This window comes from Streptomyces sp. NPDC040622, assembly GCF_055593965.1.
This window is the reverse complement of sequence record NZ_JBVIXD010000007.1, coordinates 399,791-423,333: the sequence shown is the minus strand read 5'-3', so window position 1 is coordinate 423,333 and position 23,543 is coordinate 399,791. Positions and strand designations below refer to the sequence as shown.

19 protein-coding genes and 1 tRNA gene are annotated in these 23,543 nt (G+C 70.7%); 16 read left to right on the top strand and 4 right to left on the bottom strand.

Going from position 1 to position 23,543, the window contains the following annotated elements; translation table 11 throughout:
- Nucleotides 1–28 precede the first annotated feature (28 nt).
- A complete protein-coding gene (locus ACZ592_RS22465) occupies nt 29–2,944 on the top strand; it encodes a peroxidase family protein (protein ID WP_471583356.1) in 2,916 nt (971 codons plus the stop codon).
- Nucleotides 2,931–4,310 (top strand): hypothetical protein, encoded by a 1,380-nt coding sequence (locus tag ACZ592_RS22460; RefSeq protein ID WP_471583355.1) that lies wholly within the window; start codon nt 2,931–2,933, stop codon nt 4,308–4,310. Before ACZ592_RS22465 ends, ACZ592_RS22460 begins: the two co-directional genes overlap by 14 nt.
- A 75-nt stretch (nt 4,311–4,385) precedes the next feature.
- Here the strand turns inward: ACZ592_RS22460 and ACZ592_RS22455 are convergent, their stop codons facing one another.
- Together ACZ592_RS22455 and ACZ592_RS22450 are read right to left on the bottom strand one after the other, a co-directional pair.
- A complete protein-coding gene (locus ACZ592_RS22455; protein ID WP_471583354.1) occupies nt 4,386–5,993 on the bottom strand; it encodes an acetolactate synthase large subunit in 1,608 nt (535 codons plus the stop codon).
- Nucleotides 5,994–6,066: 73 nt separating this feature from the next.
- Nucleotides 6,067–7,182: a helix-turn-helix domain-containing protein gene (locus ACZ592_RS22450; RefSeq protein WP_471583353.1), complete on the bottom strand. Its 1,116-nt coding sequence runs from the start codon at nt 7,180–7,182 to the stop codon at nt 6,067–6,069.
- Between the two features lie 52 nt (nt 7,183–7,234).
- On the opposite strand from ACZ592_RS22450, the gene ACZ592_RS22445 reads away from it, so the two are divergent.
- Both ACZ592_RS22445 and ACZ592_RS22440 read left to right on the top strand, forming a co-directional pair.
- Nucleotides 7,235–7,642, top strand: coding sequence for a cupin domain-containing protein (locus ACZ592_RS22445; protein WP_471583352.1), 408 nt, complete (start codon nt 7,235–7,237; stop codon nt 7,640–7,642).
- 47 nt (nt 7,643–7,689) lie between these two features.
- Nucleotides 7,690–8,172: a VOC family protein gene (locus ACZ592_RS22440; RefSeq protein ID WP_471583351.1), complete on the top strand. Its 483-nt coding sequence runs from the start codon at nt 7,690–7,692 to the stop codon at nt 8,170–8,172.
- A 107-nt stretch (nt 8,173–8,279) separates the two neighbouring features.
- Here ACZ592_RS22440 and ACZ592_RS22435 read toward each other — a convergent pair whose 3' ends face one another.
- Nucleotides 8,280–10,220: an APC family permease gene (locus tag ACZ592_RS22435; RefSeq protein WP_471583350.1), complete on the bottom strand. Its 1,941-nt coding sequence runs from the start codon at nt 10,218–10,220 to the stop codon at nt 8,280–8,282.
- A 236-nt stretch (nt 10,221–10,456) separates the two neighbouring features.
- Between ACZ592_RS22435 and ACZ592_RS22430 the strand changes: the two genes are divergently transcribed.
- From ACZ592_RS22430 to ACZ592_RS22380, 11 genes are all read left to right on the top strand, one after another.
- Complete coding sequence (locus ACZ592_RS22430; RefSeq protein ID WP_471583349.1) at nt 10,457–12,319, top strand: APC family permease; 1,863 nt, start codon at nt 10,457–10,459, stop codon at nt 12,317–12,319.
- 71 nt (nt 12,320–12,390) lie between these two features.
- Nucleotides 12,391–12,576 carry a hypothetical protein gene (locus ACZ592_RS22425; protein WP_471583348.1) on the top strand — a complete coding sequence of 62 codons (186 nt, stop codon included), beginning with the start codon at nt 12,391–12,393 and terminating at the stop codon, nt 12,574–12,576.
- On the top strand, nt 12,573–12,662 hold the full coding sequence (gene kdpF / locus ACZ592_RS22420; protein ID WP_471583347.1) for a K(+)-transporting ATPase subunit F: 90 nt from the start codon (nt 12,573–12,575) through the stop codon (nt 12,660–12,662). The genes ACZ592_RS22425 and kdpF overlap by 4 nt, the downstream gene beginning before the upstream one ends.
- 8 nt (nt 12,663–12,670) lie before the next feature.
- Nucleotides 12,671–14,335 carry a potassium-transporting ATPase subunit KdpA gene (gene kdpA / locus ACZ592_RS22415; RefSeq protein ID WP_471583346.1) on the top strand — a complete coding sequence of 555 codons (1,665 nt, stop codon included), beginning with the start codon at nt 12,671–12,673 and terminating at the stop codon, nt 14,333–14,335.
- Entirely contained in the window at nt 14,332–16,485 is a 2,154-nt protein-coding gene (kdpB, locus tag ACZ592_RS22410; protein WP_471583345.1) for a potassium-transporting ATPase subunit KdpB, read from the top strand. Before kdpA ends, kdpB begins: the two co-directional genes overlap by 4 nt.
- 5 nt (nt 16,486–16,490) lie before the next feature.
- On the top strand, nt 16,491–17,159 hold the full coding sequence (locus ACZ592_RS22405; RefSeq protein ID WP_471583344.1) for a potassium-transporting ATPase subunit C: 669 nt from the start codon (nt 16,491–16,493) through the stop codon (nt 17,157–17,159).
- Nucleotides 17,160–17,296: 137 nt separating this feature from the next.
- Nucleotides 17,297–17,980 carry a response regulator gene (locus tag ACZ592_RS22400; RefSeq protein ID WP_471583343.1) on the top strand — a complete coding sequence of 228 codons (684 nt, stop codon included), beginning with the start codon at nt 17,297–17,299 and terminating at the stop codon, nt 17,978–17,980.
- Between the two features lie 339 nt (nt 17,981–18,319).
- The gene (locus ACZ592_RS22395; RefSeq protein WP_471583342.1) at nt 18,320–18,529 is read left to right on the top strand and encodes a hypothetical protein; all 210 of its coding nucleotides are present in this window, start codon (nt 18,320–18,322) and stop codon (nt 18,527–18,529) included.
- The gene (locus ACZ592_RS22390) at nt 18,513–19,037 is read left to right on the top strand and encodes a DUF6879 family protein (protein ID WP_471583341.1); all 525 of its coding nucleotides are present in this window, start codon (nt 18,513–18,515) and stop codon (nt 19,035–19,037) included. The genes ACZ592_RS22395 and ACZ592_RS22390 overlap by 17 nt, the downstream gene beginning before the upstream one ends.
- A complete protein-coding gene (locus ACZ592_RS22385) occupies nt 19,027–19,860 on the top strand; it encodes a helix-turn-helix domain-containing protein (RefSeq protein ID WP_471583340.1) in 834 nt (277 codons plus the stop codon). The genes ACZ592_RS22390 and ACZ592_RS22385 overlap by 11 nt, the downstream gene beginning before the upstream one ends.
- Before the next feature lie 493 nt (nt 19,861–20,353).
- Entirely contained in the window at nt 20,354–20,842 is a 489-nt protein-coding gene (locus ACZ592_RS22380; protein ID WP_471583339.1) for a glycine-rich domain-containing protein, read from the top strand.
- A gap of 982 nt (nt 20,843–21,824) precedes the next feature.
- Here the strand turns inward: ACZ592_RS22380 and ACZ592_RS22375 are convergent.
- Nucleotides 21,825–21,912, bottom strand: a tRNA-Leu gene (locus ACZ592_RS22375).
- Nucleotides 21,913–22,100: 188 nt separating this feature from the next.
- On the opposite strand from ACZ592_RS22375, the gene ACZ592_RS22370 reads away from it, so the two are divergent.
- Nucleotides 22,101–23,426 carry a M20/M25/M40 family metallo-hydrolase gene (locus tag ACZ592_RS22370; RefSeq protein ID WP_471583338.1) on the top strand — a complete coding sequence of 442 codons (1,326 nt, stop codon included), beginning with the start codon at nt 22,101–22,103 and terminating at the stop codon, nt 23,424–23,426.
- The last annotated feature ends 117 nt before the right edge of the window (nt 23,427–23,543 follow it).

The following is a 23,543-nucleotide window of genomic DNA, read 5'->3' as shown; positions in this document are numbered from 1 at the left end:
ACCAGCTGTGCGAAGGAAGAGGCGCCCGATGGCCGACACCGGACAGCATCAGCAGAGCTACGAGCGCTACCTGGGCGGCAGCCCTGAAGCGGAGCGCCGGCTCTTCGAGCGCCTGGCCCTGGAACTGATGAAGGTCCAGGAGAAGAACCGCCGCGCGGCGCGGGCCGCGGGTGTGGAGCGGGCCCTGCACGCCAAGGCGGCGCTCGGCGTGCAGAACGCCCGCCTGCGCTTCTTCGACGACCTCCCCGAGGACCTTCGCCACGGCTTCGCACAGCCCGGCGCCGACTACCCGGCGACCCTGCGGCTCTCCAACGCCGCCGGCATCCGGCAGGCCGACGGGGCGCCCGACCTGCGCGGCGCCGCCGTGCGCGTGACGGTCTCGGCCGAGGAGAGCCACGACCTGCTCGCCACCAACCACCCCGTCTCGCACGCCCGCGACGCCCGCGAGTTCGTGGCCTTCGCCAAGGCCATGGCGGGCGCCACGACCACGCTGCGCAAGGCCGTCGGCCTCTTCGTCACACTCCCGCTCGCCGTCGGCCTCACCTCGGCCGCCCGCATGCGCCGCAACATCCGGGCCGCCACCCGGCACCCCGTGCACAGCCTCGCGGCCGAGACGTACTGGAGCCGCAGCGCCATCCTGTGGGGCGAGGCGGGCCCGGTCCGCTACCTGCTGCGTCCTGTTGACAGCGGAGTGAGCGGGGTCGGCGGGGTCGGCGGCATCAGCGGCGCCGCCGGCACGTCCGACCCCGGACGCCGCGACCCGCAGTACCTGCGCAGGGAGCTGGAGACCCGCCTGGCCCGCCAGGACATCACCTTCGACCTGTGCGTGCAGCGCTACGTCGACGGCCGCCGCACCCCCGTCGAGCACGGCGCCGTGGAGTGGCTGGAGTCCGTCGCCCCCGCCGTGCCCGTCGCCCGGCTCACCGTGCCGAGCCAGGACCTCGACACCGCCGAGGCGCGCGGCGCCGCCCGACGTGTCGAGGCGACCGGGTTCAACCCCTGGTTCAGCACCGAGGACTTCCGCCCGCTCGGCAACCTCAACCGCGCCCGCAAGGCCGCCTACGAGGCCGGCGCCGCGTACCGGGAAGGCCTGCGCTTCGTCACCGGCGAACCGCTGCGCAACAAGGTGCTCGGCGCGCCCCTCGGTGCCGTCTTCCGGCTCCTGAACCGCTCCGTGCCCTGGCACAAGCTGCCCGTGGACGCGGGCCTGCTCAACCTCGTCTTCCTCCGCAAGGCGCTGCGCCGCCACAACCTCATCGACACCGACGTGCCCGAGGCGCCCCCGAAGACCGGGCCCGCACCCGCCCCCTTCGACGAACAGCTGCGCACCGTCCGCTCCTTCGACGGGACGTACAACGACCTGTCCAAGCCCACCATGGGCGCCGTGGGCGCCGCCTTCGGCCGCAACCTCAAGCCGGTCTACCGGCCCGACCTCTTCGACGTCCCGAACCCGGTCACGGTCAGCCGCCGACTGCTGCACCGCGACACCTTCCTGCCCGCCACCTCGCTGAACGTCCTGGCCGCGGCCTGGATCCAGTTCCAGGTCCACGACTGGGTCAACCACCGCCGCCACAAGCCGGGCGGCAAGGCCGTCGAGGTTCCGCTGCCGCCCGGCACCACCTGGTTCAACACGCCCGGCGGGCCCGCCGAGCACGTGATGCGCTTCGCCGACGACGAGGGCATCGAACTGCCCGGGGACCAGCCGCCGCTCCTCTTCGCCAACACCGCGTCGCACTGGTGGGACGGCTCCGAGGTGTACGGAGAGAACGAACACACCGCACGGTTCCTGCGCGAGCCGGGTGGTGGCGCCACCCTCCGCCTGGACGAGGGCCACCTGCCCATCGGCCAGAACGGCATCCCCCTCACCGGCTTCGCCGAGAGCTGGTGGCTGGGCCTCAGCGCCCTGCACACCCTCTTCGCCCGCGAGCACAACGCGGTCTGCGACGCGCTGCGGCACGCCTACCCCTCGATGGGCGAGGAGAGCGTCTACCACACGGCGCGCCTCGTCGTCTCCGCCCTCATCGCCAAGATCCACACGGTGGAGTGGACCCCGGCGGTCCTCGCCACCGAGGCCATCGACATCGGCCTGCGCACCAACTGGGAAGGACCGCCCAGCAGTTGGCTCAACAAGCTCGGCCTCTGGCTCTTCGAGGCCCACTCGCTGACGGGCATCCCCGCGACGCTGCCGGACCACCACGGCGCCCCGTACTCGCTGACCGAGGACTTCGTCACCGTCTACCGCATGCACCCGCTGATCCCCGACGACTTCGAGATGCGCGAGCACCACTTCGGGCAGCGTGTGGAGACCCTCGGCTTCCGCGACATCCAGGGCGCCGCCGCCGAGGCCGCCATCCGCAAGACGGGACTCGCCGACGCCCTGTACTCCTTCGGCATCGCCCACCCGGGCGCGATCACCCTGCACAACTTCCCGCACGCCCTCCAGCACTTCGAGCGCGACGGGGAGATCATCGACCTGTCCGTCGTCGACCTCGTCCGCACCCGCAGGCGCGGCGTGCCCCGCTACAACGACTTCCGCGCGGGCCTGCACAAGCAGCGCATCCGCCGCTTCGAGGACCTGTCGCAGGACCCCGGCACCGTCGCCGCGCTCAGGGACGTCTACCGCTCGGTCGACGAGATCGACACCGTCGTCGGCCTGTTCGCCGAGAACCCGCCGCACGGCTTCGGCTTCAGCGACACGGCCTTCCGCATCTTCATCCTGATGGCCACCCGGCGGCTGCAGAGCGACCGCTTCCTGACCGTCGACTTCCGCCCCGAGATCTACACGCCGCTCGGCATCGACTGGGTTCAGAAGGGCGGCATGAACTCCGTCCTGCTGCGCCACTGCCCCGAACTCGCGGGCCTGCTGCCGCGTGGCGCGAGCGCGTTCGCGCCCTGGCGCCAGGTGCAGCCGGTGAGCGACGGGAGCGCACGTGCCGGCGGCTGACGGCGGCTTCGGCCACCCGGGCCTGGACGACCTGTTCTCCAGGCCCCTCCTGGAGACGGTCTGGCGCCGCCGCACCCACCGGGTGAGCCGCGGCGCCGCCGTCCCCGCGGGCTCGATGAGCTACCGCTCGCCGCACGCTCCGCGCCCCCTGACCGAACTGGAGGAGGCGGTGCTGATCGCGCTGACCGGCTGTACCGGACTGACCATGCCGGACCGGCCCTTCGACGACCCGCGCGACGGCAAGCCCATCATGGCCAAGCCCAACATGACGATGGCGGGCCGCACCGCGGGCAGCCCCGACAACGCCCAGGGCACGCACTTCTTCCTGATCAACGACTCCGGCACGTACTTCCTGCGCAGACTGCCGCCCGCGCCGTCCGAACCCCTCGACGCGGCCGGCCTGGTGGCGCGCGCCCGGCAGGCCAAGGTCCGCGTCCTGGACCACCGCCTGGACGTCGCCGACGGCCTGCGCGACTTTCCCGCCTACCTGGACTCGAACCGCTTCCTGTCCAACCTCCCCGGCACCACGCTCCTCTTCCCGGTCGTGGACCTCTCCCACCAGTACGTCAACGCCCTGATGTACCTGCTCACCCAGCCCGACGACGCCCGCCCCACCCTGGTCGACGACCGCAACTTCCACCGTCCCGCCGGCGTGCGGAAGTGGGTCCGCAACGGCTTCCTCAACGGCGACCTGAAGCTGCCGCTGGGCGCCCTCGGCCCGCTGCGCACCCAGATCGAGGCGGACCTGCTCCTGCAGAACCTGATGCTGACCGCCGAGGCGATGGGCCTCGGCGCCTGGATCCACGCCTCCGTCAACCCGCAGATCGCCCTCGGTGACCCGAAGTTCTCCCGCGCCTACGGCAGGATGCTCGGCTTCACCTTCGTCACCCCGCGCTGGCGCCTGCCGGACGTGTGGCGCTGGCACGTCCCGCTTCCCAAGTACGCGGCCCTGCGCTCCCACCCGGTCGGCCTGCGCTCACCCACGGGCGAACCCCTCATCGAGGCGGCGTGCCCACCCGCGCACCGCACGATGAGCGAGGCGGTCGACGCGGTGATCCGCGCCAAGTTCGGCCCCGGCGGCGTCTACGACGACAAGGACGTCTTCACCCGCATCTACAAGGAGGGATACGGCGGGCGGTACCTGGCGGAGGCGAGCGCGTACGAGGACCGGGTGATCGACTGCGCACGGGACATCTGTGAGTACATCCTCACGACACACCGCCGCTTCCCCGCCCACACGGACGCGATCCACGTACCGGGGGTGTGGCTGCAGGTCCACCACGTGGAGACGGAGTACTACGACACGTTCTTCGCGAACGGCCTGACGGGGGCGCACCGCGGCCACGAGAGCGTGTGGGACACATGAGGAGTTCCGGCCCGTCCGGCGTCTGAGGGCGAACTCGGCGGAGCCGGTGACGGGCCGGGCCAAGGAACCCCGCACTCACCCCAGCGCCGGCACCACACAGTCCACGAGAAACGGTCCCGGTTCCGCGAGCCCCCGCTTCAGCAGCACCGCGAACTCCTCGGCCGTGGTGGCCCGTTCCGCGGGCACCCCCATGCCGCGCGCCAGCGCGACGAAGTCGAGCGAGGGTCCGGACAGGTCGAGAAGTCGACGGGACCGCGTGCCCTCGGCGACCGCCCCCACCGCCCCCAGCTCCAGATTGAGGATCGCGTACGAACGGTTGGCGAAGACGACGGTCGTGACGTCGAGCCCCTCCCGCGCCTGCGTCCACAGCGCCTGCAGCGTGTACATGGATGCCCCGTCCCCGACCAGCGTCAGCACGGGCCGGTCCGGACAGGCCACCCCCGCCCCCACCGCGAGCGGCAGCCCCTGCCCCATCGCTCCGCCGGTCAGCGTCAGCCAGTCGTGCGGTGGCGCGCCCGCGGTCGCGCCGGGCAGCCACAGGCCCGAGGTGTTGGCCTCGTCGACCACGACGGCGTCCTCGGGCAGCAGCGCCCCGATCACGGCGGCCGCCGACTCGGCGGTCAGGTCACCGGTCGGCAGCGGGGGCCGGGCCCACGCTTCCCGCCCGGCAGGCGCGGACAGGGGGGACAGGCCGGACATGCCGGACCGCGTGACCCCCGCGCCGGACCCGACCACCTCGGCAAGCCCTTCGAGCGCCGCCGTCACGTCCTCCGCGCCGGCCGCGAGGGCGTGCACCGCGCAGCCCTCGGGCACCAGCACGCCCCGCTGCTCCGGATACGCGAAGAAGGCCACCGGCGACGCGGCTCCGGCGAGCACCAGGTGCCGTACGCCCGCCAGTTGCCGCCGCGCGCCCGCCGCGAGGTAGCCGAGGCGCTCGACGGCGGGACGCCCCGCGCCCCGCTCCAGGCGCGCGGGAAAGGTCTCGCACAGCAGCGTCGCCCCCGTCGCCGCGGCGATCCGCCCCGCCGCGGCGAGCCCGGCACCGCGTACGGCCTCGCCGCCGAGCAGCAGGGCGACGCCCTCGCCGGACCGCAGCGCGCCCGCGGCACTCGTCACGGCGTCCACGGAGACCAGGCCGCGCCGCGGCGGGGCGGGGCGTGCCGCGGCGGCGGGGCGGTCCGTCCGCGTCCAGGACACGTCGGCGGGCACGATCAGCGTGGAGACGGCCCCGGGCGGCCCGCACGCGGCGGTGACGGCGGCCGCGACGTCGCCGGCGATGTCGGCGGCGCAGTACGTACGCCGGGTCCAGGCCGACACGGTGCGGGCGAGCGCCCCGATGTCGGACTCCAGGGGCGCGTCGAGGCGCTTGTGGTCCAGGGCGTGGTCGCCGACGACGTTGACGACGGGCGTCGCCGCGCGCCGCGCGTTGTGCAGGTTGGGCAGGCCGCCCGCCAGTCCGGGACCGAGGTGGAGCAGGGTGCACGCGGGGTGTCCGGTCATCCGCCCGTACCCGTCGGCGGCGCCGGTCGCCACGCCTTCGAACAGGCACAGCACGGGCCGCAGGTCAGGCGTCCGGTCCAGGGCGGCCACGAAGTGCATCTCGGAGGTGCCGGGGTTGGCGAAGCACGCGCGGACGCCCCCGTCCACGAGGCCGTTGATCAGGATCTGCGCTCCGTTGGGCATGGCGGTCCGCCTCTGCTCGGTGGCGAGGGCGCGCGGTGGGCGGCGGCGCCCGGTGCGTGGGGGAGGCCAGTCTTCACGGGGTGCGGGCCGCGGCGGCAGCCGGGATCCGGCCAGCCGCCGCGGGTGCGGTGGGGCCGAACCTGCGCCGGTAGTCGGACGGGCTGAGCCCCGTCTCGCGGCGCAGCCGGGCCCGCAGGTTGGCCGCCGTGCCGAGGCCGCTGCGGCGCGCGACCACGTCGAGGCGCTCCTCGCCGCGCTCGATGAGTCGGCAGGCCAGCGTCACGCGCTCGCCGGTGAGCCAGGCCAGCGGGGTGGTGCCGAGCTGGGCGCGGAATCGGCGGTGCAGGGTCGCGGGGCTGACCCCGGCGCGGGCCGCGAGCGAGGCCACGGTGAGGGGCACGGGCGGGGCCGGTGACGGTGTCGCGGGTTCGCCGAGCCGCTCCTGGGCCCAGGCGAGGAGCGGGGCGAGGGAGACATCGGGCACGTCGGGCACGGGCCGCTCCACGAACTGCCGCTGCCCGCCGTCCCGGTGGGCGGCGAACACGAGCCGCCTGCTCACGGAGGCCGCGACCTCGGCGCCGTGGTCGCGGCGCACGATGTGCAGGCCCAGGTCCAGGGCGGCCGAACTGCCCGCCGCGGTGAGGATGTCGCCGTCGTCCACGAAGAGCACGTCCGCTTCGAGACGCACGGCCGGAAACCGCTCCCTGAAGGAGTCGGCCCACTGCCAGTGCGCGGTGGCCCGGCGCCCGTCGAGCACCCCCGCCTCGGCGAGCGTGAACGCCCCGCTGCAGAAACCCACCAGGCGGGCGCCGCGCGCGTGCGCCCGCCGGACGGCGGCCAGGACGGCGGGCCGCCGCGGTACGTCGGTGTCCGGCCGGTTGGGCACGATCACCGTGTCCGCGGTGTCGGCCGCTTCGAGCCCGGCCACTCCGGTGAGTGTGAAGAAGCCGTCCCGCATCAGGGTGCCGGGCTCCGGCGAGCAGAGCGCGAAGTCGTACAGCTCCCGGCCCAGTTCGGGCCTGCGCAGTCCGAACACCTCGGTCGCGCAGCCGAGTTCGAAGGGATTGGAGTTCTCGTCGACGATGACGACGACGCGGTGCGGCCGGGGCGTGAGGCCCGGCGTGGCTGCCGGGACGGGCTCCGGGGCGGGGGCCGGGGCCGGGGCCGGGTGAGAGGATTCTTGCGCCATGTGCGATTTCTAGCACTCACGCAGGCTCCCGTGCGCGGCGGAGGATCGCACCATGCCCAACGAACCCGTCTCCCTCGACCGCGCCCTCGCCTCCTTCGACGCCCTGTGGAGCCCCCGCATCGTCACCTCCGTCAACGACTACGACGTACGCGTCGCCAAGGTCGAGGGCGAACACGTCTGGCACGTCCACGACGACACCGACGAGTTCTTCCTGGTGCTCGGCGGCGAGCTGCACATCGACCTGCGCGAGCCGGCGGGGGAGCGCAGGGTCACGCTCGCGCAGGGCTCGGTCTTCACGGTCCCGCGCGGCACCGAGCACCGGCCCTGCGCGCCGCGAGGAGCCCGCATCCTCCTCTTCGAGCCCACCGGGACGCCGACGGTCGGCGACCGTCACGACGAGATCCCGGACCACGTGGACGTGACGACGGGGCACGCCCTGACGCTCCCTGTGCAAGTTTGACTGGACCGGGTCGCATGGCCGGGAGAATGATCCCGCTCCTCCCGTGCATGGCCATCCGGCCGGTGGTCGACTTCTCCACCGTGCTGGGCTTCGAGACGACCTTCTTCCAGTGGAGCCCGTACCCGTACGCCGTCGTCGAACGCGGCAGCACAGAGCTGCAGTTCTTCGGCATGAAGGAGTACGACCCCCAGCAGTCGTCCTCCGGCTGCTGCGTCGTCACGGACGACGTGGCGACGCTGCACACCGCCTTCCGCGCCGGGCTGAAGGCGGCGCACGGCAGGATCCCCACCCGCGGCCTGCCCCGCATCGGACCGATCGAGGACATGTCGTACGGCATGCGGCAGTTCCCGATGACCGACCCCGGCGGCAACAGCATCCGCGTCGGGCAGCGGGCCGGCGAGGACCAGTCCCACCGTCCCGTGCCCGCGCGGATCTTCGCGAAGGCCCTGCACATGGCCGACCTGTTCGCCGACTCCGAGGAGGACCTGCCCGGCGCCTCGGCGACGACGGCCTCGCCGAGGGGCTGCTGACCCGCGCCGCGGGCCTCCGGCTCGCCGACGCGCAGCGCGCGTCGGCGCGCGACGCCCTGGTCCGCCTGGCCGAGCCGCGCGAACAGCCCGGGGGAGCGGGCGCGCGCTCAGCCCACGTGCACCCAGGGCCTGCGCGCCGGGTCCGACTCCGCGCGCCGCAGCACCTCGCGGGTCACCGGCGCGACCTCGCCGTCGCCGAAGACCAGGAAGCGCAGGAGGTGGCCGAGCGGATCGCCCTCGGTCCAGTTGAAGTAGATGTGGGGGACCTGCCCCGTGCGGTCACGGATGCTCATGAGGACCGCCGCGATGGTGTTCGGTACCCCGGGCCCCGCCACGCGCAGCCTGCGCGCACCGTGCTTCTCGTCGCCTTGGACCCTCAACTCGGCGGTGAAGTCGGATGAGTTGCGCACGAAGACCTCCAGGAACAGCACCGGCTTGCCGCCGGGGATGTGGGTGTGCTCGCGCTGGCTGTACTCCTTGGCCCGGTACTCGGCGGTGCTGTGCTCCTGCGGCTCGTTCGCGATGATCCGCACCGGGCCCGCCGCGGCGGCCGCGTCGATGATGCGGCCCGCCTCCTCGTCGAACTCCACGCCCGCCGAGCGCAGTTCGAAGGCGCGGTGCACGCGCGAGGCGAAGGAGGTGAGCACGATCGCGAGGATGAACAGAGCCGCGATCTTGATGCCGTCGGGCCGTTCCACCACGTTCGTCACCAGTGTGTACGCGAACACCGCGGTGATCAGCCCGAAGCCGACGGCCGCCCCGCGGTGCCCCCGTTGGTGCACCGCCACGGTCGAGGCGAAGGAGGCGGAGAGCATCAGGACGAGGACGCCGGTGGCGTACGCGCCGCTCTGCGCGTCGACGTCGGCGTTGAACCAGAGGGTGATGCCGACCGCGACCGCCATGAAGACGAGGACCAGCGGCCGCACCGCCCGCGTCCACTCGGGCGCCATGCCGTAACGCGGCAGATAGCGCGGCACGATGTTGAGCAGCCCGGCGAGCGCCGAGGCGCCGGCGAACCACAGGATCGCGATGGTGGAGACGTCGTAGACCGTGCCGAACACCTCGCCGAGGCGCTCGTGCGCCAGGTGGGCGAGGGCCCGCCCGTTGGCCGGGCCACCCTTCTTGAAGTCGTCCTGCGGGATGAGGATCGTCGTCGCCAGGCTGGAGAGCAGCAGGAAACAGCTCATGATCACGGCCGCCGTGGTCAGCAGCTTGCGGGTGTCACGGATGCGCCCGGCCGGCTTCTCGTACGTGTCCGTGACATCGCCCCGCACCTGCGGCATCACCGCGACCCCGGTCTCGAAGCCGGACATGCCGAGCGCCAGCTTCGGGAAGACCAGCAGCGCCACGCCGATCATCACGAACGGCGAGGAGTGCTCGGCCGTCATCGCGCTCCACCAGTCCTCGACGTGCACGGGCTCGGTGAGCACCAGCCAGGCCGCGGTCACCAGGACGACGAGGTTCAGCGTCAGGAAGACGCCGACGAGCGTCACCGCGACCCCGATCGCCTCGCGGAAGCCCTTGAGGAAGACCGCGCCGAGCGCGGCGACCAGGACGAGGGTGATCGGGACGTTCTCGCCGTCCAGCCAGTGCGGGGCGAACGGGTTCTCCACGACGTGCGCGGCGGCGTCGGCCGCCGACAGGGTGATGGTGATGATGAAGTCCGTGGCGGCGAAGCCGAGCAGCACCAGGACGAAGACCTTCCCCGACCACCAGGGCAGCAGCCGCTCCAGCATGTGGATGGAGCCCTCGCCGTGCGGGGACTCCTTGGCCACCCGCCGGTAGACGGGCAGCGCCCCGAGCAGCGTCAGGGCGATCAGGACGAGGGTGGCGAGCGGCGAGAGCAGCCCGGCCGCCAGCGCCGCGATGCCCGGCTGATAGCCGAGCGTGGAGAAGTAGTCGACGCCGGTCAGGCACATCACGCGCCACCACCGGTGGCCCTCGTGCTCGGCGGGCGGGGTGCCGTGCGGCCCCTGGTGCCGCGCCGTCCGCTCGGTCAGTCCGTCGAGGAGCCAGGCACGCAGGCGGTGGGGGGACTTCGCGGTCATCCGCACATCGTCACCCCGGGGCGTCAGAAGTCCGTGAAGACCGGGCCGTTTCGCGCGAAGAACGCGCAAGGGAAGCCCTCGGCCGCACCGCACCGGACAGAACCTGGGCGCACCCGCCCACGAACGGGTCCGCCGCCCCGGAGCACCGGGGCGCCCTGTCGTCCGCCCGGCCCCGGCCCCTAGAACCCGGGCCCTCGAACCCGGGCCCCCGCCCCGGGCCCCGAAGGAGTACGCGCATGTCCGTCCTGACCACCGAGCCGGGAACCGCACCCCGCGACGAGGAACCGCCCGACACCCCCGACGGCGGTGAACGCCACCGGCTCACCGCCGTCACGGGGCTCGCGGCGCTCTCCCTGGACGCGATGGCCTCCGTCGCCTACGGCCCCGAGGCGATCGTGCTCGTGCTGGCCGCCGCCGGCGGCCACGGTCTCGGCTTCACCCTGCCCGTCACCCTCGCGATAGCCGCCCTGCTCGCCGTCCTCGTCGCCTCCTACCGCCAGGTCATCGCGGCCTTCCCCGACGGCGGCGGCTCCTACGCCGTGGCCAGGACCCACCTCGGCCGGCGCGCCAGTCTGGTCGCCGCCGCCTCCCTCGTCCTGGACTACGTCCTGAACGTCGCGGTCGCCGTGACCGCCGGCGTCGCCGCCCTCACCTCGGCCTTCCCCGGCCTGTACGGCGACCGGCTCTGGATCTGCCTGGCCGTCCTCGTCCTGGTCACCGCCGTCAACCTGCGCGGCATCGCCGACTCCGCGAAGGCCTTCCTCGCCCCGACCGCGGTCTTCGTCCTCTCGATGCTCACCCTGATCACCGTCGGCCTCTTCCGCTCCGGTCCCCTCAGCACCGAGGCCGCCGAGGGCCACGCCTCCGTCGTCGCGGACAACGCCACCACCGTCGGCGCCCTGCTTCTGTTGAAGGCCTTCGCCGCGGGCTGCTCCGCGCTCACCGGCGTCGAGGCCATCGCCAACGCCGTGCCGTCCTTCCGCGCCCCGCGCGCCAAACGCGCCCAGCACGCCGAGATCGCCCTCGGCGCCGTGCTGGGAGTCATGCTGGTCGGCCTCGCCGTGCTGATCTCCCGCTTCCACCTCCAGCCGGTCGAGGGCGTCACCGTCCTCGCCCAGCTCGCGGATGCCTCCCTCGGCCACAACGGGGCGTTCTACGTCATCCAGTTCGCCACGATGATCCTGCTCGCCCTCTCCGCGAACACCTCCTTCGGCGGCCTGCCCGTGCTCCTCAAGCTGCTCGCCCGCGACAACTACCTGCCGCACGTCTTCGCCCTGAAGGCCGACCGCCAGGTCCACCGCTACGGCGTCCTCACCCTCGCCGGCGTCTCCGCGGCGCTCCTCGTCCTCTCCGGCGGCGACACCAACACCCTCGTCCCGCTCTTCGCGATCGGCGTCTTCGTCGGCTTCACCGTCGCGCAGAGCGGCATGGTCGTCCACTGGCGCCGCGAGCGCGGCCCGCGATGGCGCGGCAAGGCCGTCCTCAACGGCCTGGGCGCCGTCCTCACCGGGGTCTGCGCGGTCGTCGTGACGGCCACCAAGTTCCACGACGGCGCCTGGCTGATCGTGGTCGCGCTGCCCGTCCTCGTCGCCGCGTTCGAAGCGGTCCACCGCGCCTACGCGGCGATCGGCGCACGTCTCGGCCTCGGCCGCGTCCCCGACTGCCCGCACCGCGACCGCTCCCTGGTGATCGTCCCCGTCTCCTCCCTGTCCCGCCTGACCAGCGAGGCCCTGACGGCAGCCGTCTCCCTCGGCGACGAGGTCCGCGCCGTGACCGTCTGCCACGCCGACGCCGAGGACCGCGCGCAGGCCGAGGCCCTGGAGCGGGACTGGGCCCTGTGGAACCCGGGCGTGGACCTGGTCCGCCTGCCCTCCGCCCGGCGCGCCGTGGGCCGCCCCGTGGCCGCGTACGTACGCGCCGTCGCGGCCGCCGCACCCGGTACCCGCGTCACCGTCCTGATCCCCGAGGTGGAGCCCGCCCACGCCTGGCAGCGGATCCTGCACAACCAGCGGGGCGCGGTCCTCGCGCACGCCGTGCGGCGCGACACCGACGCCGTGATCTGCCGGCTGCGCCTGCGGATTCCGGCCGGCCGGGGCTGACGCCGAAGCCGACCTGCCGGGCAGCTCGCCGCGCACCGTAAGAGAGCCGTCAAGACGGCCGAAAGCGGCGTATGGAGGGCGTCAACGCAGGTCGCGGGCGGCCGAAACGGCGGTTTCCTCTAATCGTCCGAGCACGTGATTCACGCATCCACTTCTTCCTTCAGGAGCTCACGATGGCCGACGTGGCCTTCGTCGTCACCACGATCGCGGTCTTCGCGCTGGTGGCACTCGTCGCCAAGGGGGTGACCAAGCTGTGACCGCCGAGAACATCGCCGGCCTCGTCGTGGCCGTCGCCCTGCTGGGCTATCTCGTCCTCGCCCTCGTCTTCCCGGAGAGGTTCTGAGTACGGATATGAGCCCCGTCCTTGCCGGTGTGCTCCAGCTGCTCGCTCTCGTAGCGGCGCTCGCTCTGGCATACCGCCCGCTCGGTGACCACATGACCCGGGTCTACGGCTCGAAGAAGCACCTTCGCGTCGAGAAGTGGATCTACAAGGCCATCGGTGCCGACCCCGACACGGAGATGCGCTGGCCCGCCTACCTGCGCGGCGTCCTCGCCTTCTCCGCGGCCGGTGTCCTCTTCCTCTACCTGCTGCAGCGCCTGCAGGGCTCGCTGCCCGGCTCGCTCGGCTTCAAGGCCATCGACCCGGACCAGGCGTTCAACACCGCCGCGTCCTTCGTGGCGAACACCAACTGGCAGTCGTACTACGGCGAACAGGCCATGGGCCACGTCGTGCAGACCGGCGGCCTCGCCGTGCAGAACTTCGTCTCGGCGGCCGTGGGGATCGCCGTGGCGGTGGCTCTCGTCCGCGGCTTCGCCCGCTCCCGCACCGGTGAACTCGGCAACTTCTGGTCCGACCTGGTGCGCGGCACCGTCCGCATCCTGATCCCGATCGCCGTCGTCGGCGCGATCGTCCTGGTCGCCTGCGGAGCCATCCAGAACTTCGCGGGGATCCACGAGGTCGGCCAGTTCACCGGCGGCGAGCAGCAGTGGAACGGCGGCGCGGTCGCCTCCCAGGAGGTCATCAAGGAGCTGGGCACCAACGGCGGCGGCTACTTCAACGCCAACTCCGCCCACCCCTTCGAGAACCCCAACGCCTTCTCGAACCTCTTCGAGATCTTCCTGATCCTGGTGATCCCCTTCGCGCTGACGCGGACCTTCGGCACGATGGTCGGCTCGGTCCGCCAGGGCTACGCGATCCTCGCCACGATGGCGACGATCTGGCTCGGCTTCACCGCGCTGATGATGTGGACCGAGTTCCACCACGGCGGCCCGGCGTTCGACCTGGCCGGCGGGGCGATGGAGGGCAAGGAGACCCGCTTCGGGATCGGCGGTTCGGCGATCTTCTCGGTCGCCACCACGCTGACCTCGACCGGCGCGGTCAACTCCTTCCACTCCTCCAACACCGGCTTCGGCGGCGGCATCGACATGCTGGGCATGCAGCTCGGTGAGATCGCCCCCGGCGGCGTCGGCTCCGGCCTCTACGGAATGCTGATCATGGCGATCATCGCGGTGTTCATCGCCGGTCTCATGGTCGGGCGTACGCCGGAGTACCTGGGCAAGAAGATCGGCACCCGCGAGATCAAGCTCGCGGCCTGCTACATCCTCATCACCCCGGCCCTCGTCCTCGGCTTCACCGCCGTCGCGATGGCCCTGCCCACACCGGGCGACTCGATGACGAACTCCGGCGCGCACGGCTTCTCCGAGATCCTGTACGCCTACACGTCCGGGGCCAACAACAACGGTTCGGCCTTCGCAGGGCTCAACGCCGACACGCAGTGGTTCAACAGCACCATCGGTCTCGCCATGCTGCTCGGCCGCTTCCTGCCGATGGTCTTCGTCCTCGCGCTCGCCGGGTCGCTGGCCGAACAGAAGCCGATCCCGGCGACCGCGGGCACCCTGCGTACCGAGAAGCCGCTGTTCACCGGGTTGCTGGTCGGCACCATCATGATCATCACCGGTCTCACCTATTTCCCCGCGCTCGCGCTGGGACCGCTTGCCGAGGGGCTGGCGTCATGAGCACTCACACCACGCAGCACGAACGGGACGACCGGGGCGGGGCAGCGGTCGCGACCGCGGAGCGCGCCCCCCACCAGGACGTCCCCACCGGCCACAAGTCCGCCGACGACGGCAAGGTCGGCGCGGGTCTCTTCGACCCCGCCCAGCTCCTGAAGTCCCTGCCGGACGCCTTCCGCAAACTGAACCCGCGCGTCATGGTCAAGTCGCCGGTCATGTTCGTCGTCCTGGCCGGCTCGGTGGTCACCACCGTGCTCGCGGTCAAGGACCCGGGCGACTGGTTCGGCTGGGCGATCACCGCCTGGCTCTGGCTGACCACGCTCTTCGCCAACCTCGCCGAGGCCGTGGCCGAGGGCCGCGGCAAGGCGCAGGCGGACACCCTGCGCAAGGCCAAGACCGACACCGTCGCCCGCCGCCTGACCGGCGGCACCGAGGAGCCGGTGCCCGGCACCGGCCTGCGCATCGGCGACCTGGTCGTCTGCGAGGCCGGCGACATCATCCCCGGCGACGGAGACGTCGTCGAGGGCGTGGCCTCCGTCGACGAGTCCGCGATCACCGGCGAATCGGCCCCCGTCATCCGGGAGTCCGGCGGCGACCGCTCGGCCGTCACCGGCGGTACGAAGGTCCTCTCCGACCGCGTCGTCATCAAGATCACGACGAAGCCCGGCGAGACGTTCATCGACCGCATGATCAACCTGGTCGAGGGCGCCGCCCGGCAGAAGACGCCCAACGAGATCGCGCTGAACATCCTCCTCGCGTCCCTCACCATCGTCTTCCTGCTCGCCGTCGTCACGCTGAAGCCCTTCGCGATCTACGCCGGGGCCGACGACCAGACCTCGATGATCGTCCTGACCGCACTGCTCGTCTGCCTGATCCCGACGACCATCGGCGCCCTGCTCTCCGCCATCGGCATCGCGGGCATGGACCGCCTGGTCCAGCGCAACGTCCTGGCCATGTCAGGACGCGCCGTCGAAGCCGCCGGCGACGTCTCGACACTGCTCCTGGACAAGACGGGCACCATCACCCTCGGCAACCGCCAGGCCGCCGAGTTCGTGCCGGTGCGGGGCACCACCGAGGCCGCGCTCGCCGACGCCGCCCAGCTCTCCTCACTGGCCGACGAGACGCCCGAGGGCCGCTCCATCGTCGTACTCGCCAAGGAGAAGTACGGCCTGCGCGAACGCCACCAGGGCGAGCTGACCGGCGCCGACTGGGTGCCGTTCACCGCCCAGACCCGCATGTCGGGCGTGGACGTCGACGGACGCAAGGTCCGCAAGGGCGCGACCGGTTCCGTCATCGCCTGGGTCAAGGAGCGTGGCGGCGAGGTCGCCGAGGACGCGCAGCGCCTCAACGACCGGATCTCCCAGGCCGGCGGCACACCGCTGCTCGTCGCCCTGGAGGACGCCGGAGGCGCTCGGGTCCTCGGGGTGATCCACCTCAAGGACGTCGTCAAGGAGGGCATGCGCGAGCGGTTCGACGAGCTGCGCCGCATGGGCATCAAGACCGTCATGATCACGGGCGACAACCCGCTGACCGCCAAGGCCATCGCGGACGAGGCGGGCGTGGACGACTTCCTCGCCGAGGCCACGCCCGAGGACAAGATGGCGCTGATCAAACGCGAGCAGGCCGGCGGCAAGCTGGTCGCGATGACGGGCGACGGCACCAACGACGCGCCCGCCCTCGCGCAGGCCGACGTCGGTGTCGCGATGAACACGGGCACGTCGGCCGCCAAGGAGGCCGGCAACATGGTCGACCTCGACTCCAACCCGACCAAGCTCATCGAGATCGTCGAGATCGGCAAGCAACTCCTCATCACCCGGGGCGCGCTGACGACCTTCTCGATCGCCAACGACGTCGCGAAGTACTTCGCGATCATCCCGGCCATGTTCGCCGTGGCGTACCCGAGCCTGGACAAGCTCAACATCATGGGCCTGGCCTCGCCGGAGTCCGCGATCCTCTCCGCGGTCATCTTCAACGCGCTGATCATCATCGCCCTCGTGCCGCTCGCCCTGAAGGGCGTGCGCTACCGGCCGATGAGCGCGGACCGGATGCTGCGGCGCAACCTCGGCATCTACGGCCTCGGCGGGCTCGTCGCCCCCTTCATCGGCATCAAGATCATCGACCTGCTCCTCTCCCTCATCCCCGGAATCGGTTGAGCGCCATGAACAACTCCGTAGGAAACTCCGCCCGGTTGATGGGCGCGGGCCTGCGTGCCCTGCTCGTCCTGACCGTGGTCTGCGGCGTCCTCTACCCGCTCGCGGTGACCGGCGTCGCCCAGGCCCTCTTCCACGACAAGGCCAACGGATCCGAGGTGACGGCGGACGGCAGGACCGTCGGCTCCGAACTCATCGGCCAGCGCTACGACCTGCCGCTGAAGAAGGGCCAGGAGACGGCCGCGCCGGACCTCAAGTGGTTCCAGCCGCGCCCCTCCAACGGACTCGGCGAGAACAGCGTCAACACCCGGTACAAGCTGATCCTCTCCGGCGCCACCAACCTCTCGGGCGACAACAAGGACCTGATCCAGCAGGTGAAGGACACCAAGGCGGCCGTCATCAAGGACAACTCCACGCCCGGCCACAAGGTCGCCCCCTCGGACGTGCCCGCCGAGGCGGTCACCTCCTCCGGTTCCGGCCTCGACCCGCACATCTCCCCGGAGTACGCCGACCTCCAGGTGCACCGCGTCGCGGACAGGAACCACCTGAGCGTCGCGCGGATCCAGAAGCTGGTCGACGACCACACCGACGGACGGATCCTCGGCTTCATGGGCGAGCCGCGCGTCAACGTCCTCCAGCTCAACATCGCCCTGAAGGAACTCACCGAGAAGGGCTGATGGCCTTATCCCCCAGCCGTGGGAGCCGGCGCCCCGGGCAACGCCCCGGCCCCGCCGGCTCCCACGCCCACGGCACACACCCCGGCACACACCCCGGCACACCTGCCGACACCGACAAGGAAGAAGGCGGCACACGGATGACCCGGGTGCTGGTGGTGGAGGACGACACGCAGCTCGTACGGGCCCTGGTGATCAACCTCCGGGCACGCAAGTACGGAGTGGACGCGGCCCCCGACGGAGCCACCGCGCTGCGCCTGGCCGCCGCCCGGCAGCCGGACGTCGTCATCCTGGACCTGGGCCTGCCCGACATGGACGGCATCGACGTGCTGAGGGACCTGCGCGGCCGTACGCGCGCCCCGGTCCTGGTCCTCACCGCACGGCGGGCCTCCGCGGAGAAGGTCGTGGCGCTCGACGCCGGCGCCGACGACTACATCACCAAGCCCTTCGGCATGGACGAACTCCTGGCCCGGCTGCGCGCCGCGGTCCGCCGCACCGAACCCGTCCCCGCGGCCGAGGAGACCGCCGTGGTCACCACCGACGACTTCACCGTCGACCTGATCGCCAAGAAGGTCCGGCGCGGTGGCCACGACGTACGCCTGACCCCCACGGAGTGGCAACTCCTGGAGATCCTCATCCGCCACCCGGGCCGCCTCATCACCCAGCACCGGCTGCTGCTCGACGTCTGGGGCCCGTCCCACGGCACGAAGACGAACTACCTGCGGGTCTACATGGCCCAGCTGAGACGCAAACTCGAGGCGGACCCCTCGCGCCCGCGGTACCTGATCACGGAACCGGGGATGGGGTATCGCTTCGAGGAGTGACCGGCCCGCCCCCGGGGCGGGCCGGGGCGTGTCCCACACGTGAGAGGCCCCAGTCCCTCGACTGGGGCCTCTGCCGGTGTCCGAGGGGGACTTGAACTCTCCACTCGGGCACTGGCTCATTGGTTGGCTGACCTGAGAAAACTTGCCCCTGAGTGTCCGTACTTGACGGACTGGGTCGGTCACCTGGCCAACCCTCACTCGCCCCATACCCGGCAGGGGTTCTCAAGATCGTCTACCCGGCAACGCGAATATCGGCGAAGTGCCGTAGACCTGGTACGCGGACCCGGCCTACCGTCCTCATGGCGGCAGGGAACGCCCCTGAGCCCGAGGAGGGGAACCATGGCGCGTGAGGAACTGACCCGCCTCACCGGCAACGCCGGCGGAACCAACTGTGACGACGACGATTGCCCGAACGTCTACCGGACCAAGAGCGGTTCGATCGTCGTCCAGGGCGACGTGTCCGACGCGTTCACTCCGCCTTCGGGCGAGGGACTGGTGGAGATCCCCGAGCACATTCTGAGGGAGGCTGTCCGTGCTCTTGGATGGTGACGACTGGCGCCGGTTCTTCGACGCCTTCGAGCGCGAAGCGTGGCGATTCGAGGCGCAGCCTACGTACACCATGCCGAAGGAGCAGGAGAACGTAGCCCGCTTCCTGCGCGGCGAGGACAAGCCCACCGGCCACAATGCCCGCTGGCACAAGCGAGTACGCGGGTACGTCGAATCCGGCAAGCGCATCGGACGTGTCCGCATCGTGCGTCAACCGCTCACCGACTACCAGCGTTATCAATTCGCTTGGGGCATCCCCGGCAACATCGCGGCCGGAGAGGACATCCGCGTACTGGATGTGACGCGGGAGGAATACGGCCTGCCGCTCTCCGGGTGCGACTGGTGGATGTTCGACGAGTCCCGCATCGCCCACCTGAATTTTCGCCCGGACGGAACTCAGATCAATCGCGAAGCGTACGAAGGTGATCCGGGGTCTTATCGGGAGTGGAAGCGGGTCGCCCTGGAGTACGCAGTACCTTTCGAGGAGTACGTGAAGGGTCTTGACGCTTGACCCTGACCAGCTAGGCCAGTCAAAGGCTGACCTGGCAGAGGCGCTCCGCAGCATGCGAAAGCGAGCCAGGCGCACCCAAGTCTGGCTCGCTCATCGCTGCAATATTTCTCAGACCAAGCTGAGCAACATCGAGACCGGACGAGTCACCCCCGGCCTTGTCGATGTTGAGTTGATTCTTCGAGCCCTCGACGCACCCCCGGAACTCCTGGCCGAAGTTGCCGCCCTGGCGCGGCTCGCCAATACGGAGTGGCAGGGTAAGCGGGCATCTTGGCGAAGAGGCCTGGAGAAGCGACAAGCCGAGCTGGCCAGCCTCGAAGGCGAAGCCTCGGCGCTTCGATACTTCCTGCCTGCCATGGTGACGGGGCTCCTGGCCACACCCGAATACATCAGGGCCAGCCTCAGTAACTCCCCAGTGGATACCACCAAGACGGTCGCGAGGAAGCTGGAACGGCAGGCGGTCCTCTACGACAGCACGAAGCACTTCACCTTCCTGCTGACAGAACAAGCCGTGAGGTGGGCCATGGTCCCGCCTGCGGCGATGGCCGTTCAGATGGATCGGCTCGCCTCAATCTCCCACCTGCCCAACGTGCGTATCGGGGTCATCCCCACGGGGACAGTTGTGGGTCGCGGACCAATGAACACATTCACCGTCTACGACCAACGGCTGGCAACTGTCGAGACATTCACCGGACGAATCGTCTTCCAGGACGCCAGGGATATCGCGGAACACCTCGAAGTTTTCCGCACGTACGAGCGTCACGCATTGTTCGGCGAGGAAGTCAGAGCCTTGCTCGGACAGTGGGCCGCAGACTGCCGCGCGTGATCGTCTACCCCGCTACGCCAATACAGTGGGATACCCGCTCCGGTCCGGGGGATTATCGAGTCCCACGGATCGCGGGGAGGTAATCGGAATGGCGAGCGGGACGAAATCGACAGAAGAGGCTAGGCAGTTCGCGGCGTCCTCATTCCTGCGGCGGCATCCGGAGGGCCACTGATGGTCACGGCCCGAGACATCGGGGCCCTCGTCACGGATGCGTGGGGCAGGGTCGGAGTGCTGCGTGATGTGATCCCGGACTTCGAGGAGCCCGCCGACCTGCCGCAGGAGCGCCGGAAGCGCCCGACGACGTTTCTGCGGCCGGAGTCCGGCGGCGCTGAGTGGCTGGTCTCGCCAGATTCCGTGCAACGGGTTGAGAAGGCTCCGGTGCGTCCGTCGTCCCCGTGACGGACTACCGGCCCATCCCGCCCCGGTAGCGGAAACTTCGGCGAGTCGAGCTACCGGGGCGGGTTGTGAAGTGCCACAACAGGGAGGAACGCACATGCACGATGTACGCGCATTACTCACCCCTGCCGCGTTCGGGGGTGTCGTCGCAACCGTCATCGACAACAACCCCGGCATGGAGGAGGCTACGGCCGAGCGGATCGTGGTGGAAGCGCTCAAGTTCATGGACACCGCCGCGCAGTTCCCGACCGTCAGGATCACGCCCTCCAACGTGGTGGACGAGGGATGGCACGCGCTGATCCTGCATACGAACCTGTACGAGAAGCTGTGCGAGCGTCTGGGGCGGTTCGTGCATCACTGGCCCGAGCGTCCTGACGCCGAGCGGCACGACGAACACGCGCTCACGCGCACGGTGGCGATCATCGAGCAGGCCGGGCACGCCGTGGACAGCGAACTGTGGACGGGCCCTGCCAAGGCCCTGGTATCGGTGGCGGCGAACTGCTCCCACACACCGAAGCCCGGCGGCTGTGGCCCGATCAATCCGGGCAAGTGCGCTTCGCACTGCTCGGGCGATGGCGGTAGCTAGGCTGGCCGCGAGCAGACGGAAGGCGGAAGCGTGAATGCTGAGCAGGCCCGGCAAGTTGACGCCGTGCTGAGGCAGTTGGGTATCCCCGGTGTGGTCGCACCAGAGGACCCGGAGAACACGGCAGGGCCCTGGCGCGTGTACGACACGGCCGACCCGGCCACGCGCCGGGACGTGACCGCTGATGCGCTCGCATCTGTGGCCGCCAAGTTCCCGGAGGGGAAACCGGGTTCAGGACCGATGCGAGGTTTTATCGTTCCGCCCAAGGATGGCTGAGAGTCTGCGACGCTGACCAACAAACGAACGCCCTTGCCATTCGCGGCAAGGGCGTTCTTCGGTTTGTTCGATCGGTTCACAGCAACGCGCGGAACGGGCTGGCGGCGAGCGGTTCCGAACGCTTCGGTTCCGGAGCGGGCCCCGGGGCCTGCGCGGGTGCCGAACGGTAGGCGTCCATCTGCACGACCGTGGCAGGGTTCTGGTCACGCTGAGAGTTGGCCGGCCGCGACACAGAGTGACGGGAATCGTCACCGTGGAGAGTGAAAACGGTGGCAGGACGCCCCGTCTTCCCCGGCCCCTCCACCGTGCCGACACTGCCGGGCAGTTCGATCCGCGCGCGGATCCTGTCGGCGAGGCACCGCGACCCTGAGTGTCTGCTCTGCGGTTCGCTCGATGAACACGGCCTGAGCTTCGGGCAGGGTCTCACCCAGGATGCGCGCGTATCGGCGCACGGTGCGCCACATGAGTCGGGCGTCCTTGGGCGCAGTACTACGGCCCCTCCGAGCTGACCCTCGGATCCAACGTGGACGGTGATCCGGGGGCCATCGGCAGGCTGATGAACGAGGCGGAAGAGACCGACGGCATCCCCGCCAGCCTCCTCCGTCAGATTCCGGCCTGTCATGCCTGGTCTGACCTGGGAAGATTCTGGACCGTTGGGCACGCCACTGCCCAGAAAAGCAAAAAACCCCAGGTGAACTGGGGTCTTAGCTGGTGTCCGAGGGGGGACTTGAACCCCCACGCCCGATAAAGGGCACTAGCACCTCAAGCTAGCGCGTCTGCCATTCCGCCACCCGGACCAGGTGTCTGTCGCGGCGGTGTGTTCCCCGCGGCGACACAGAGAACATTACCAGGCTTCCCGGGGTACTCGATCACCCCCGTGATCAGCTGTGAACGGCTGATGACGACACCCGCCCGGCCTTGGGTGCGAAGCCCCGGAGAGAGAGGATGAAGGGGACCACCAGCAGCGAATGCGGGAGGAGCCAGCGTGAGCGGGTCCAGCACGGGCAAGGCCGTCACCGGTGAGGACGAGGTCGTCGACCTCTGTCGCGAACTGATCCAGATCGATACGAGCAACTACGGCGACCACTCGGGCCCGGGGGAGCGCAAGGCCGCCGAGTACGTCGCCGAGAAGCTCGCCGAGGTCGGTCTCGAACCCAAGATCTTCGAGTCCCACCCCGGCAGGGCCTCCACCGTCGCCAGGATCGAGGGCGAGGACCCGTCGCGGCCCGCGCTCCTCATCCACGGCCACACCGACGTCGTGCCGGCCAACGCCGCGGACTGGACGCACCACCCCTTCTCCGGGGAGATCGCGGACGGCTGTGTGTGGGGCCGGGGCGCCGTCGACATGAAGGACATGGACGCGATGACCCTCGCGGTCGTGCGCGAGCGGATGCGTACGGGCCGCAAGCCCCCGCGCGACATCGTGCTCGCGTTCCTCGCGGACGAGGAGGCGGGCGGCACGTTCGGCGCGCGGCACCTCGTCGACAACCACCCCGGCCTCTTCGAGGGCTGCACGGAGGCGATCAGCGAGGTCGGCGGCTTCTCCTTCACCGTCAACGAGAACCTGCGGCTCTACCTGGTCGAGACGGCCCAGAAGGGCATGCACTGGATGAAGCTGACCGTGGACGGCACCGCGGGCCACGGTTCGATGATCCACAAGGACAACGCGATCACCGAGCTGTCGGAGGCGGTCGGCCGCCTCGGGCGGCACAAGTTCCCGGTGCGGGTCACCAAGACACTGCGGCACTTCCTCGACGAGCTCGGCGACGCCCTCGGCACCGAGCTCGACCCGGAGGACATGGACGCGACGCTCGCCAAGCTCGGCGGCATCGCCAAGCTCATCGGCGCCTCCCTGCAGAACACCGCCAACCCGACGCAGCTCGGCGCCGGCTACAAGGTGAACGTGATCCCCGGGCAGGCCACCGCGCACGTCGACGGCCGCTACCTGCCGGGGTACGAGGAGGAGTTCCTCGCCGACCTGGACCGGATCCTCGGCCCGCGGGTCAAGCGCGAGGACGTGCATGCCGACAAGGCCCTGGAGACCACGTTCGACGGCGCGCTCGTCGACGCGATGCAGACCGCGCTGCGGGCCGAGGACCCGATCGCCCGCGCCGTGCCGTACATGCTGTCGGCCGGCACGGACGCCAAGTCGTTCGACGACCTCGGCATCCGCGGCTTCGGTTTCGCGCCGCTGAAGCTGCCGCCGGAGCTGGACTTCGCGGGCATGTTCCACGGTGTCGACGAGCGCGTGCCGGTGGACGGCCTGAAGTTCGGGGTCCGGGTGCTCGACCGGTTCATCGACGCTTCCTGACGCGACGGGCCCGAGGCGACGGCTCCCGACGCACTGCGGCCGGAAACCCTGCGGAATCCGGCCGCTTTGCGTGCTGAAACGACTCTCCAACAATCGTCAGCGCGTGCGTACTTGACT

Coding starts and splice junctions, on each gene's coding strand:
- ACZ592_RS22405 (WP_471583344.1), top strand. CDS start 16,491: ATGAACAACTCCGTAGGAAACTCCGCCCGGTTGATGGGCGCGGGCCTG.
- kdpA (WP_471583346.1), top strand. CDS start 12,671: ATGAGCCCCGTCCTTGCCGGTGTGCTCCAGCTGCTCGCTCTCGTAGCG.
- ACZ592_RS22395 (WP_471583342.1), top strand. CDS start 18,320: ATGGCGCGTGAGGAACTGACCCGCCTCACCGGCAACGCCGGCGGAACC.
- ACZ592_RS22380 (WP_471583339.1), top strand. CDS start 20,354: ATGCACGATGTACGCGCATTACTCACCCCTGCCGCGTTCGGGGGTGTC.
- ACZ592_RS22400 (WP_471583343.1), top strand. CDS start 17,297: ATGACCCGGGTGCTGGTGGTGGAGGACGACACGCAGCTCGTACGGGCC.
- ACZ592_RS22450 (WP_471583353.1), bottom strand. CDS start 7,182: ATGGCGCAAGAATCCTCTCACCCGGCCCCGGCCCCGGCCCCCGCCCCG.
- ACZ592_RS22445 (WP_471583352.1), top strand. CDS start 7,235: ATGCCCAACGAACCCGTCTCCCTCGACCGCGCCCTCGCCTCCTTCGAC.
- ACZ592_RS22425 (WP_471583348.1), top strand. CDS start 12,391: ATGGAGGGCGTCAACGCAGGTCGCGGGCGGCCGAAACGGCGGTTTCCT.
- ACZ592_RS22430 (WP_471583349.1), top strand. CDS start 10,457: ATGTCCGTCCTGACCACCGAGCCGGGAACCGCACCCCGCGACGAGGAA.
- ACZ592_RS22465 (WP_471583356.1), top strand. CDS start 29: ATGGCCGACACCGGACAGCATCAGCAGAGCTACGAGCGCTACCTGGGC.
- kdpB (WP_471583345.1), top strand. CDS start 14,332: ATGAGCACTCACACCACGCAGCACGAACGGGACGACCGGGGCGGGGCA.
- ACZ592_RS22440 (WP_471583351.1), top strand. CDS start 7,690: ATGGCCATCCGGCCGGTGGTCGACTTCTCCACCGTGCTGGGCTTCGAG.
- ACZ592_RS22435 (WP_471583350.1), bottom strand. CDS start 10,220: ATGACCGCGAAGTCCCCCCACCGCCTGCGTGCCTGGCTCCTCGACGGA.
- ACZ592_RS22455 (WP_471583354.1), bottom strand. CDS start 5,993: ATGCCCAACGGAGCGCAGATCCTGATCAACGGCCTCGTGGACGGGGGC.